We start from the raw sequence: 12107 nt of genomic DNA, 5'->3' as shown, positions 1-12107 counted from the left end.
GCCGCTGGACCACGCACGATCAAGGGGCGCGATTAGGGAATGAAATAGAAGGGGTTGGCCAGTTTGAAGGTGCGCTCCGCATGGCCGCCGGCCAGGTCGCTGTCCTGGTCGCCCATATTGGCGATGATGGTGTAGCCCTGGGCCTCGATTTTCGCCCGCTCCGCCGTCTTGTATGTCGCGGCCGATTGGCCGTGGGCGGCCGTCCCCTTCAGCACCAGCCCGGCCCAGCCCTCATACCCCACCGCCGCCAGGTTGCGGGCGGTGGCCTCGCGCTCCCCCTCCGGCCGGCCGGTGATGAAGAAGACGGCCACACCGGCGGCGCGCGCCTGGCGGAAAAGCGCCAAGGTCGGGACGATGGCGGCCGCCTGGCCCATCATCTCCCAGGCGGGTGAACTGCACGGTCCCGCCTGGATGTCGCAGCCGCCGGCCTTGATATAGCCGAAGTCGTTGACCTTCAGCTGCGGCCAGTTGGTCAGTGAGGTCTCGTCGATGTCCAGCACCAGGGCCGGGCGGGCCCCGGCCGGCAGGGTGGTGACACGCGCCTTGAGCCAGGCCGCCGCCTCCCCGGCCACGCGGGCGAGATCGCGGTCATAGGCGCCGCCATCGTGGTAGGCCACCAGCTGGCCCTTCACCACGCCCAGGTTGGGCAGGTCCACAGGGGCGGCGGGTGCCATCGCCTGGTGGGCACAGCCGGCCAGCAACGACAGGGCCAGAAGGGCGGCGGGCAGGGTGCGGCGGATCATGGCGCTGGGGTTCCTTTACGGGCCGGGGCAGGCGCAGCGGGTGTAGGCGTCGACCAGGCCGTTATCCAGGGCGCAGAGATACAGCGGCTGGTTGTCCGGCGTCATGGCGGAGGCCTGGGGCCGGGCCACGCTGTAGATGCGGCGGTACTGGGCCCGGGCCGGCGCGCTGTCGCGGATGCGGGCGATGATGCCCCTCAGCGTATCGGGAGTCAGCCGGTTGGCGCCCCAGGCCTGGGCGGTGTCGTATTCCGGCGCCCAGCGCGCGGTCTCCACGCTGGGCTCGTCGCTGAGGTTGGTCATGTAATAGGTCGTCAGGCTGGCCACCGACCCATCGGGCGCGGCCCGGCCCAGCTTGAACGATGGGCTTTGCTGGTAGACCGGACTGACGGCTGGCGTCACCAGCACTGGCACGCCGGCGCCGGGGGCCCCGATCAGCCGCAGGTCGTCCATATGGATGTGGCCGGCGAACATGACCTTGATGATGTCGTGGAACTCCGCCAACTCCCGTTCCAGCCGCGGCTCCATGCCGGGGGCCATCAGTTCGACGGGCGCGGTGCAGGCGGGCGCCGCCTGACCGGCGGCCGAGGCGTCCCTGGCCGCCTTGGCCCAGGCGTTGGCGGTGGCGAAGCCGTCGATGCCGGGCACCACGTGGGTGATCAGCCAGACGCTGGCGCCGTCGGCCCGGGCCCGGGCCAGCGCCTGGTGCAGCCAGGACAGCGTGGTGTCCTGCGGCGTGTCGCCCGGCTGGCCGCAGCTGTTCTTGTACTTGCGGGTCAGCATCACCGTGTCGAAGGACAGGATGCGCACGCCCTTCAGCGTCGGGTGCGGGATGACGTAGTTGCCGGCCTGGCGCCAGTCCCGGCCCACACCCGCCCGGTCGGCCCGGGCCCGGCCGAAGCTGGCGGTGACCAGGGGCAGGGTGTCGTCCAGGAACAGGCCGTTCGGCTCCACGGCATAGTCGCCGCAATAGCTGTCGTTGTTGCCCAGCGCCGTCAGCACCGGCACGCCGGGGAAGGTGTGGCGCAGGGTTTCCATCAGCGTGGTGACGGTCTTCAGGGCGAAGGCGCGGTAGGCGGCCTCATCCCCCTTGCGCGCCGGCAGCGCCGCCTCATACGTCTCGCGGAAGTCGTGGGCCAGCATGTCGCCAGTGTGCAGCACATAGGCCGGATGCGGCTGGGCCTGGCGCATGCCGGCGAAGGCGGCGTGCAGCACGAACCAGTTGCTGTCCCGGCCGAAGGATGACAGGCGGTGGCCGGCGGTGCCGTCCAGGATGGCCGGCCAGTCCTTGGCCGGCGCCGCATCCAGCCGGGCCGCCAGGCTGGCGTCGTCCAGCGGGTTGAAGTGCAGGTCGCTGATGACCAGGAAGGGCGCCTCGGCCGACGGGGCGGTCGTACTGGGCTGGGCCGCTTGGGCGCCGGCACCCGGCAGCGACAAACCCACCAGCGCCGCCAAGGCCATGATCAGCCAGGTCCTAACCTTCACCACCAGCCGCCCCCGGATCCGTCCTCACAGTGCCGCGTCCCGTTGATGGCGGCCCGCCCCGCCCCTGTCAATGGCCGCCAGCCACACCAACGAAAAACATGACCAAATGGACAGGATTTTGCTCACATGCCGAATGATTATGACCGGAAAATCCATGGCATTACCGCATTGTAAACGGCAGCTGGGCTGATTACCCTCAAACTAATCGAGAGAGTAACGGGGGCTTGGGGGGCGATGCGGCTTATTGGATGGACCCCGGTATTATTGGCCATGGCGCTGATGTCGTTGGTCGGGTGCAAAGAGAGCAATAAAGTCGTGGAGGGTGAGCCTCGCGGGGCGATTGAAACCAAGATAATCGAAGACGACACGCCTTCCGGCGGAAAGGCGGAGGCGGAATCGGCGCAGTCGCGATACCTGGCAGTCACGCATTCCTACACCCTGCGCGTACCGTCAGACGCGGTCGAAAGCCTGCAAAGCCGCCACCTCAAAATCTGTGCCGAGCTGCACTGCACGGTGATGGAAAGCGCTGTGGACCATGAGTACAGCGGCTGGATGGAGGCCCATACCAAGCTGCGCATCCAACCGCAGGGCTTGGCGAAGTTGGTGGCCGAGTTGGCGTCGCCGCCTGCCGTCATCACCGCCCATTCAACCACGACGGAGGACAAGACCGTCGCGGTGCTCGACGTGGACAAACGCCTGGAAAGCAAAGTCGCACTGCGTGACCGCCTGTTGGCCCTGCTGCATAACGCGGGCACGGTCAAGGTTACGGACTTGGTCACGGCCGAACGGGAATTGTCCGATGTGCAGGGGGAAATCGAGAGCCTGACCGCGGTCCGCGATTATCTGCGCACCCAAACAGACACGATACTGGTCAACATCCGCTATGATGGCCGCGCCGCAGAGACCGACCTGGACCTGAAAATGCTGTGGCAGGCTTTCCATGGCTTCGGCCGCAGCATGGTGGACGGCGCCGCCTCCCTGGTCTCAGTGATCGCGTTCCTCCTGCCCTGGGCACCTGTGATGACCCTGCTGATCTGGGCCGCTCGAAAAATTTGGCGCCGCAGGCGAACCCGATGATAGGAGGGTCGCGGTGAAGAAAATGGGATACTGGCGGTGGAACGTCGACGTAGCCGTCCTGGTGGATCTCGCCGCGATCGCCCTGCCCTGGCTGCCCCTGGTCCTTCTCGCCGCCTGATCGCCTGCCTCTTCTAGACCCCGGCCACCCTCTGGTTGCGGCGCAAGCCCGCTTAAGCCAGTTTGGCCACCAGCGACAGGGGCAGCAGCTTCATCACCGGCGCCAGGAAGGCCCAGGGCCAGGCGGGGACATAGGCGGTGGCCGGTTCGCGCTCGATGGCCTGGACCAGCAGGCGGCTGCCCACGTCGCCGGGGATGGCGAAGGGCAGGCGTTTGGCGCCCGCGTTCAGTTCAGTGCGGATGTAGCCGGGGAACAGGGTGCTGACCCGGATGGGGGTGCGCAGCAGCTCCGCCCGGATGCCCTCCGCCAGGGCGGCCAGCCCGGCCTTGGTGGCGGCGTAGGCGGTCAGGTGCTTGGGCAGGCCGCGCAGCGCGCTCATGGAGGAGATGACCACCAGGTGGCCCTTGTTCCGGGACCGGAATAATTCCACCGCCGCCTCGCACTGCGCCAGGGCCGCCACGAAGTTGGTCTGGGCGGTGGCCAGGTTGTCGGCGAAATGGCCCGTGCCGATGCGCCGGCCGGAGCCGATGCCGGCGTTAACGATGATACGGTCCAGACCACCCATTTCGGTATCGAAAGCACGGAAGGTTTCGAACACTGCGGCATGGTCGGTGACGTCCAGCGGCCGGATGGCGACCCGGATGCCGGGGTTGGCCCGCAGCAACTCGTCCCGCAGGGCCTCCAGCCGGTCGGTGCGGCGGGCGCACAGCGCCAGGTCGCGGCCGCGCGCCGCGAATTCCCGGGCCATGCCCAGGCCCAGGCCGGAGCTGGCGCCGGTGATGAGGATGGTTTTGGCCGGCATCTTGATCCCCTAGCGATAGGTCAGCAGGCCGTCCGGCCCGTCCAGGCCCGCCTGTTCGTTCAGGCTGGACAGCGACCACCCCGGCCCCACCTGGCCCACGGCCCGGGACGGGACCAGCAGCTTGGTCACGCCGCCGTTCACCAAACCCCAGTGCAGTTGGCGGGCGGCGGCGTCATCCAGGCTCAGCACCGCCTGCACCGCCACCATGATGGGCCCGCCGGAGGTGAAGATCAGGACAGTGCCGCTTCCGCCGCTCGCCCGCTGGGCCGCCCGGGCCAGGCCGGCCAGCACCCGGTTGCGGAACACCGGCCAGCATTCGGCATAGTCGGCGTCATGGTCGCCGCCCATCCACCGGGCCACGGCCTCCGCGAACAGGATCTGATAGGTACGGCGGGGATCGGGCGTGGCCGCCAGTTCGGCCCGCAGCGCGGCGGCATCCGCCAGGTCGGGGCGATAACAGGCGATGACGTCGGTGGGATCATATTCGTTGAGGTCGGGGTCCACGCCCAAGGCCACGCTGTCCCGGCCCATGGCCCCAAGGCAGGCGCCGGCGGTGTCGCGGTGGCGGTTCAGACTGCCGCTGACGGCGGTAAGGTCGCCGCCGCCCAGGCGGGCCCCCAGCTGACGGCCGACCACCCGCGCCTGGTCGATGCCGGTAGCCGACAGCCGGTCATAGTCGTCCGCCCCGAAGGAGGCCTGGCCGTGGCGGATAAGGTACAGCGCCACCATGGGATCAGCGCCCGGCCCGGCGCAGGACGCGGCGGCAGCGCCATTCCAGATAGGTGACCAACAGCCAGAAGCGCTTGAACGCCGGGTTGCGTGTCTGCCGGTGGTGGTAGCGGTAATAGATCTGCTGGGCGATGACGGCCAGGCGGAACAGGCCGAACACCTCGTAAAAGGTCCAGTCCACCGCCTTCGCGTCCAGCCGGTCCCCCATGGCCGCCAGATAGCGCGCCACCACCTCATCCCGGGTCAGCATGCCCGGCAGATGGGTGGGCTGGCGGCGGATGGAGCGCATGACGAAGTCGTCATCCGCCTGCACCCAATAGGCCAGGGCCCCACCCAGATCCATCAGCGGGTCGCCGATGGTGGCCATCTCCCAGTCCAGCACGCCGATGACGTGGGTGGGGTCGGCCGCGTCCAGCACCAGGTTGTCGAAGCGCCAGTCGTTGTGGATGACGCAGGCCGCCGCGTCGGCCGGGGTGTTGGCGGCCAGCCAGGTCCGCACCTTGTTGAAGGACGGTACGTTCCACGTGCGCGCCTTCTGGTAGCGGCCGGACCAGCCCTCCACCTGGCGGCGGCAATAGCCGTCGCCCTTGCCCAGGGCCGACAGGCCGGCGGCCTCCGGATCCACCCGGTGCAGGGCCACCAGCTTGTCCACCATGGCCAGGCACAGGCGGCGCACGGCGTCCGGCCCCAAATCCAGCCCGCGAGGCAGGTTGGCCCGGGGAATGATCCCGGCGACGCGTTCCATGACATAGAAGTCGGCGCCGATGACCCGTTCGTCCTGGCACAGCCCCACCATGGTGGGGACCCAGGGGAAGACGGGCTTCAGCGCCTGTTGGACACGGAACTCGCGCGCCATGTCATGGGCGGATTTGGCTTTGGTGCCAGCCGGCGGGCGACGCAGGATGAAGTCGCCCCCCGCCCCGTCCTGGCCATAGGCCAGCCGGTAGGTCCAGTTGGATGCGCCACCGGAATACTGTGTCACCACCGGCAGGCCCTGCAGTCCCGGCCGGAGCTCCTTAAGCCAGCGGTCGACCACCGCCACGTCCAGATCCTCCCCCGGCCGCACCGGGCCCGCCCGGTCGGTCAGGGGACGAGGGGTATCCGCCGCCGCCACGGCAGGCGCCGTCATGGCTTCCCCGTCGTGGGCGCCCCCGCACCGGCCTGGGTCCTGGCCGCCGCCGACCGTGAGGGGGTGGCCATGCTGCGCGCCCGCCGGTCGATCATGGCCACGTACCAGCGGCGCGGCAGCAGGCGCTTCAGCAGCCAGAAGCGACGGCCTTCCTTGTGCGGCAGCAGGTGCATGCGGCCCGCCGCCACGCCCTGGTAGACGTATTCGGCCACGTCCTCGGCGGTGATGCCGGGGCGGTTCAGCAGCTTGTCCACCCGGGCGCGCAGGCGCGGGTCGGTGGTGCGCAGGCTGCTGGCCAGGTTGGTCTTGAAGAAGGACGGGCAGATGACGCTGACGCCGATGCCGCTGGGCGCCAGCTCATGCTGCAGGGTTTCCGACAGCGAGACGACGGCCGCCTTGGTGGCGTTGTAAGCGCTCATGGTCGGCATGTCGAGCAAGCCGGCCATGGAGGCGGTGTTGATGAAATAGCCGTGGCCCTGCGCCTTGAACATCGGTGTGAAGGCGCGGCAGCCGCGCACCACGCCCATCAGGTTGATGTCGATGATCCAGCGCCAGTCGTCCAGCGGGGTGTCGTCGATGTTGCCGGCCTGGGCCACGCCGGCGTTGTTGACGACGATGTCAACCCCGCCCCAGCGCTGGGTCAGGGCCTGGGCCGCGGCGTCCAGCGCGGCATCGTCGCGCACGTCACAAGGAATGGCGAACGCGTCGGGCGCGAGGGCCGACAGTTCCGCCACCGCCGACGCCATCGCCTCGGCGTTCACGTCGCCAACGGCCACGCGCCAGCCGGCCCGGGCGTAGCGCCTGCCCAGCGCCAGGCCCAGGCCGCTGGCCCCGCCGGTGATGAAGACGCGGCCGCCCTGGGGACCCGTCTTTGGTGTGATCGCCACCATGCCTCAACCCTCCCCTTTTGACTTTTTATAGCCGCGCTTGCCCAGTTCCAGGCGCGCGATCATGGCCTTGTGCACCTCATCCGGCCCATCGGCCAGGCGTAGCGACCGCGCCTGGGCGTAGAAGCCGGCCAGGGGCGTGTCGCCCGACACGCCGGCGCCGCCGTGCATCTGGATGGCGTCGTCCACCACGCGCTCCAGCACGCTGGGCGCAACCACCTTGATGGCGGAAATCTCGGTCAGGGCCGCCTGCGTCCCCACCTTGTCCATCTTCCAGGCGGCATAGAGGGTCAACAGGCGGGCCTGGTCGATGGCCACGCGCGCCTCCGCCACCCGCTCGCGATTGCCGCCCAGGTCGATCAGCGGCCGGCCGAAGGCGGTGCGGGCCATGCCGCGCCTGATCATCAGGTCCAGCGACGCCTCGGCCGCCCCCAGGCAGCGCATGCAATGGTGGATGCGCCCGGGCCCCAGGCGGCCCTGGGCGATTTCAAACCCCATGCCGGGGCCGGCGATGAAACTGGACACCGGCACCCGCACCCGGTCGAACGTCACCTCGCCATGGCCGTGGGGAGCATCCCAGGCGCCGAACACGGGCAGCATGCGCTCGATGCGCACACCGGGCGCGTCCAGCGGCACCAGCACCATCGAGTGCTGGTGGTGACGATCACGATCGGCATCAGGCGTCCGGGCCATGACGATGGCGATGCGGGCGCGGGGGTCGCCGATACCGCTGGACCACCATTTGCGGCCCGTCACCACGATCTCATCCCCCTCCACCACCGCGGTGGCCGCCATGTTGGTGGCGTCGGACGAGGCGACCTCGGGCTCCGTCATGCAGAAGACGCTGCGGATATCGCCGGCCAGAAGGGGCTTCAGCCACTGTTCCCGCTGCGCGGGACTGCCATAACGCCACAGCACCTCCATATTGCCGGTGTCGGGGGCGTTGCAATTGAACACTTCCGGCGCCATCAGGCTGTGGCCCGTGGCCTCGGCGATGGGGGCGTATTCCAGGACGCTGAGGCCGGCGCCCAATTCGGCGTCCGGAAGGAACAGGTTCCACAGGCCTTCCGCCTTCGCGCGGGCCTTCAGCTCCTCCATCTTGGGTGGAACCTTCCAGGCGCGCCAGTCGGGGCCGTCATGAACGGCGACGTCACGCCAATACTGCGCCTCCACCGGCACGATATGGTCGGCGATGAAGCGGCGGACACGATCCAGGTAATCCTGTCCCCGGGGGCTGGGTTGGAAATCCATCGGCGTTCTCCCGTACGTCCCCCGCATCGGGGACCGGCCATCGGCGTGGCGTTCTTGAGGGGAAGTGTAGCGTCGGATTGACATGAACAGTCGCGAAGATTATGCGCAATGAACCATGAATGATGTTCATGATATGCGCCTGCTGGCCAGGCTGGACCTGAACCTGCTGCGGGTGTTTGATGCCGTCTACCGGGCACGCAGCCTGACCCGCGCGGCGGATGAACTGGCGCTGTCGCAGTCCGCCGTCAGCCACGCGCTGGCCCGCCTGCGCGAGCAGTTGGGCCCCCATCCCGGGACGGGCCCCCTGGGTATCGGGACCGAACCTTTGTTTCCCCGCGATGGGCGTGGCGTGGCGCCGTCCGCCCTGGCGCGCCGCCTGGCCCCCCGGGTGCGGGAGGCCCTGGCGGCCCTGGGCCGCGCGCTGGCCGACACCCAGGATTTCCAGCCCGACCGCGACCTGCGCCAGGCCATCGTCGCCATGCCGGAGGCGGTGGAACCCACGCTGCTGCCCGACATGATGGCCCGGTTGCGCCGGCACCTGTCCACTGGACCGGTCCCCCGGCTGGACAGCGTGCGCCTGGACCGGGCGACCATGAAGGCCGACCTGGCGCGGGGGCGCCTGGACCTGGCGGTGGACGTGACCCTGCCGCCCGACCCGGACCTGCGCCACCTGCCGCTGCTGAGCGACGACTATTGCCTGGTGGCGGCGGCTGGGCACCCGCCGGTGGACCTGGATGGATATCTGGCGGCGGCGCACATCGCCGTCTCCTCCCGCCGCAGCGGGCCGGCGGTTGAGGACTACGCCTTGCTGCGCCTGGGCATCCAGCGCAGAATCGCGTTGCGCTGCCAACGGTATGAGACCGCCTGCCGCGTGATAGCGGAGGCGGGCCTGAACGGCGGCGGATGGCTGCTGACCATGGGCCGCCGCCATAGCCAGCCGCTGGTGGACGGCGGCCGGGGCGCCCTGGTCACCCTGCCCCTGCCACTGGACATGCCGCCGCTGGCGTTTAATCTCTATTGGCATCGCGCCAGTGAGGATGACCCGGCCAACCGCTGGCTGCGTGACGTTTTTCGCCCCTGAGGGTTTCGCCCCTGAGGGACCCCGTCAGGGACCCCAAGGGTTCCTGGAAGTCTCGTGTTCCGGCCAAGGACCATTGCCCATGCCGCGTCCTTCCCCCCACCCCGCCCGCCGCCCGGCCTGGCATCGGCTGGTCCTGCCCGTCGCCGTGGCGGGACTGCTGGCCCTAGGCGCCTTTCCGGCCCGCGCCGACAACGCCGCCGATCTGGCGGTGGCCCGCCTGGCCATGGTCAGGCACGACTATGACGCGGCCCTGCCCAAGCTGACCGCGTTGGCCGGCCAGGGTGATGCCGGCGCCATGGTTGAACTGGCCCGCGCCTACGGCCAGGGCCTGGGCGTGCCGGTGGACAAGGACAAGGCGCTGGCCTACCTGCGCCAGGCGTCGGACAAGGGCAACGCCCAGGCCCAGGTGGGCCTGGCGGTTCTGTACGACCAGGGCAGCAATGGCCTGCCCAGGGATCCGGCGGAAGCGGCGCGCCTGTACAAGCTGGCCGCCGACCAGGGCAACGCCCGGGCCCAGGTCAGCCTGGCCTGGCATTACGAGCACGCCAGCGGCGTGCCCCTGAATGTGGAAGAGGCCGTGCGGCTCTACACCCTGGGCGCCCGCCAGGGCGACGCCGCCGGCCAAACCAATCTGGGCTGGCTGTACCAGAACGGCACCGGCGTGCCCCGCAACCCGACGGAAGCCGCGCGCCTGTACAAGCAGGCGGCCAGCCAGGGGTTCGTCCGCGCCCAGGGCCAGATGGGGGCCTTGTACCTGGCGGGGCTGGGGGTGACCAAGGACCCGGTGGAAGCCGCGCGCTGGAACCGGATGGCGGCGGAAAGCAACTGGGCGCCGGCCCAGTTCGCCCTGGGCTTCCAGTACCGCAAGGGTGAAGGCGTGCCCCGTGACGACGCCCAGGCCCTGCACTGGCTGCGCAAGGCCGCGGACGGCGGCGAGCAGGGCGCCATCGCCCTCCTGGCACAGATGTATGAAAGCGGTGACGGGGCGCCCAAAGACCTGGCGGAGGCCGGGCGCTTACGCGCCAGGCTGGCGCCCCGGTGATACCGGCGGCACCTATTCCGGCGACCGCCGGGTATTCGATAGCAAATCCACGCGCGACAAGCGCACCGTGTCCCTTGGCCTTTCCGTCCAGCCTCCGATCAGGTCGCCGGCCATGAAATCGGCACCGACGCGATCCACCATTCCCTCGGTTTCAACGCTGTCCACGCCCTCGACATACAGCTTGAGCTGATGACGCCGCGCCTCCGTGGCCACAAGTCCAAGATCGGTGACCAGCCGGTCCGACCGGCCACGGCCGGAAGGCATCTGCCCGTGCGCCTTGGGCAGGACAACCCCGACGCCCTTGACCCCCGCTGCCGCCAGCGTGGTCATGTCGCATCGGCGCAAACCAAGCTCCACCATCAGGTTCCGACCATAGGGCCGGAGCGCCATGACGAAGTCGGCCAGGCGGCCGGTGGGCGTGCCCTCCGGCAACCCCACCAGATGATAGGTCAGGAAGGGGATGAGATGGGCCGGAATGCGGCTGGCCAGCGCCACGTAGGATCGACGCCGCTGAAGGCCGGCCAGCGTTTCATAGTGAACCGGCAAGGACAGGAAAAATCGGGCCTTGCTGTCATAAAGCTCCAGAAAGACACCGATGGCCTGGCGCATCGCCTCTTCATCCATTTCCTGGATGGCTTGCAAGGTCTCCGGCGATGGCACCCCTGGCTTGGACAATTGCGGAATGGTGTCGCAGCCGTACACCCGTTCCCCGCCCCGGCGCATGCGGCAACCCCGGGCAACATAAAGACCCACGGACTGATGGATGGCGTCCCATACCGGCCGATAGACGATGCTCAATGGCCCCAGGCGGGTGTGGGCGGACCAGGCGGCCGCGACCTCCTCCGGCTGGAACGCAGGCAGGGCGGATTCCGCCGGCACCGGCACGGGCATCGTGGAAACCTCGGGGCGAGGGCGGCCCTGGCTGGGCAGCGGCACCCATTGCGGATCATCGGACACGCTGGGGGAAACGACGACCGGGGCGGTGCCGACAGCCGCCCCGCCGGCGGGCATGTCAAACCACCGTGGCGGGGACGAGCCCTCTTCGCTGGCCGGGGCCGCCGTGGCGGCACTCAGCAAGTCGGCCAGGCGCTGAGGTTTCATCACCAGGTCGCCTGTCACCTGTCGCACCGCCGTGCGCACAACGATGGACGATGTGTCGGCATCACCCAGCAGCATAAGCTGAAGGTCCTGCAGGATGCGGGCACAGACCAAGCCCGCTTCCCGCTCGTCCAGGCGCGCGAACACCACCAGATAGGTGTCCGGACCATACGGGAAAGCGGCATCGTGGGCGCCGAGAACCTGGCTTAGAAGGCGCTCAACCAGCTGACGCACCCGGTCACGCACCGCCGGCCACCGCGCGCCCAGCCGTTCCTTCAGGCTTTCCAGACCCAGCAGATGGACGCTGCCAGCGCTGACGCGGGCTTGGCGGGCCAGGATGGCATGCAGCCGGTCCGCGTCCGACCCCGATTCCTGTGGCAACGGCGGGCTGACGCGGGCGGAATAGCGGGGGGCATCCGGCGTGTCGCCGTCACCAAACCACCAGGATGTCAGTCTGTCGATGAGATTGGCCATGCCGTCGCCTAATATCCCCCTATTACATTTGGCTATGGTGACGCTACGAAGGGCGGTGGAAAACTCTAGCGGTCGAGGTAGCCCGGAGGAGCGCCCACGAACCTAGGGCTGTACCCCGCCTTGGCTGCCTGTGACAGCGCGCTGAATACGCGGCCGAAAGCTCATCCAACCGTTGGCCCATCCCTTTATGGCCG

At 69.1% G+C, this 12107-nt stretch carries 11 protein-coding genes; 3 read left to right on the top strand and 8 right to left on the bottom strand.

What is annotated here, in order from left to right; translation table 11 throughout:
- Positions 1-32: 32 nt before the first annotated feature.
- Both I55_RS12880 and I55_RS12875 read right to left on the bottom strand, forming a co-directional pair.
- A complete protein-coding gene (locus tag I55_RS12880; protein WP_044560973.1) occupies positions 33-743 on the bottom strand; it encodes an HAD family acid phosphatase in 711 nt (236 codons plus the stop codon).
- A gap of 15 nt (positions 744-758) precedes the next feature.
- The gene (locus I55_RS12875) at positions 759-2228 is read right to left on the bottom strand and encodes a metallophosphoesterase (RefSeq protein WP_044560972.1); all 1470 of its coding nucleotides are present in this window, start codon (positions 2226-2228) and stop codon (positions 759-761) included.
- A 267-nt stretch (positions 2229-2495) separates the two neighbouring features.
- On the opposite strand from I55_RS12875, the gene I55_RS12870 reads away from it, so the two are divergent.
- On the top strand, positions 2496-3302 hold the full coding sequence (locus tag I55_RS12870; protein ID WP_159107185.1) for a DUF4349 domain-containing protein: 807 nt from the start codon (positions 2496-2498) through the stop codon (positions 3300-3302).
- A 170-nt stretch (positions 3303-3472) separates the two neighbouring features.
- Here I55_RS12870 and I55_RS12865 read toward each other — a convergent pair whose 3' ends face one another.
- From I55_RS12865 to I55_RS12845, 5 genes are read right to left on the bottom strand one after another with little or no spacing between them, the layout of a single operon-like run.
- Positions 3473-4222, bottom strand: a complete 750-nt coding sequence (locus I55_RS12865) for an SDR family oxidoreductase (protein ID WP_044560970.1) — start codon at positions 4220-4222, stop codon at positions 3473-3475.
- A 9-nt stretch (positions 4223-4231) separates the two neighbouring features.
- Positions 4232-4951 carry a histidine phosphatase family protein gene (locus tag I55_RS12860; protein ID WP_044560969.1) on the bottom strand — a complete coding sequence of 240 codons (720 nt, stop codon included), beginning with the start codon at positions 4949-4951 and terminating at the stop codon, positions 4232-4234.
- 4 nt (positions 4952-4955) lie between these two features.
- Complete coding sequence (locus tag I55_RS12855) at positions 4956-6080, bottom strand: phosphotransferase family protein (protein ID WP_044560968.1); 1125 nt, start codon at positions 6078-6080, stop codon at positions 4956-4958.
- Positions 6077-6970 (bottom strand): SDR family oxidoreductase, encoded by an 894-nt coding sequence (locus tag I55_RS12850; protein WP_044560967.1) that lies wholly within the window; start codon positions 6968-6970, stop codon positions 6077-6079. The genes I55_RS12855 and I55_RS12850 overlap by 4 nt, the downstream gene beginning before the upstream one ends.
- Before the next feature lie 3 nt (positions 6971-6973).
- Positions 6974-8218 (bottom strand): acyl-CoA dehydrogenase family protein, encoded by a 1245-nt coding sequence (locus I55_RS12845; protein ID WP_044560966.1) that lies wholly within the window; start codon positions 8216-8218, stop codon positions 6974-6976.
- 115 nt (positions 8219-8333) lie between these two features.
- Here I55_RS12845 and I55_RS12840 point away from each other — a divergent pair, with 115 nt between their 5' ends.
- Together I55_RS12840 and I55_RS12835 are read left to right on the top strand one after the other, a co-directional pair.
- On the top strand, positions 8334-9299 hold the full coding sequence (locus I55_RS12840; RefSeq protein ID WP_044560965.1) for a LysR family transcriptional regulator: 966 nt from the start codon (positions 8334-8336) through the stop codon (positions 9297-9299).
- 79 nt (positions 9300-9378) lie between these two features.
- Positions 9379-10341 (top strand): tetratricopeptide repeat protein, encoded by a 963-nt coding sequence (locus I55_RS12835; RefSeq protein WP_049974073.1) that lies wholly within the window; start codon positions 9379-9381, stop codon positions 10339-10341.
- 12 nt (positions 10342-10353) lie between these two features.
- On the opposite strand, the gene I55_RS12830 is transcribed toward I55_RS12835, so the two are convergent.
- Complete coding sequence (locus I55_RS12830) at positions 10354-11913, bottom strand: GGDEF domain-containing protein (protein WP_044560964.1); 1560 nt, start codon at positions 11911-11913, stop codon at positions 10354-10356.
- Positions 11914-12107 lie beyond the last annotated feature (194 nt).

It is taken from the genome of Azospirillum sp. B4 (assembly GCF_000333275.1).
Taxonomy (GTDB): domain Bacteria; phylum Pseudomonadota; class Alphaproteobacteria; order Azospirillales; family Azospirillaceae; genus Nitrospirillum.
This window is presented reverse-complemented; position numbering and strand designations above follow the sequence as displayed.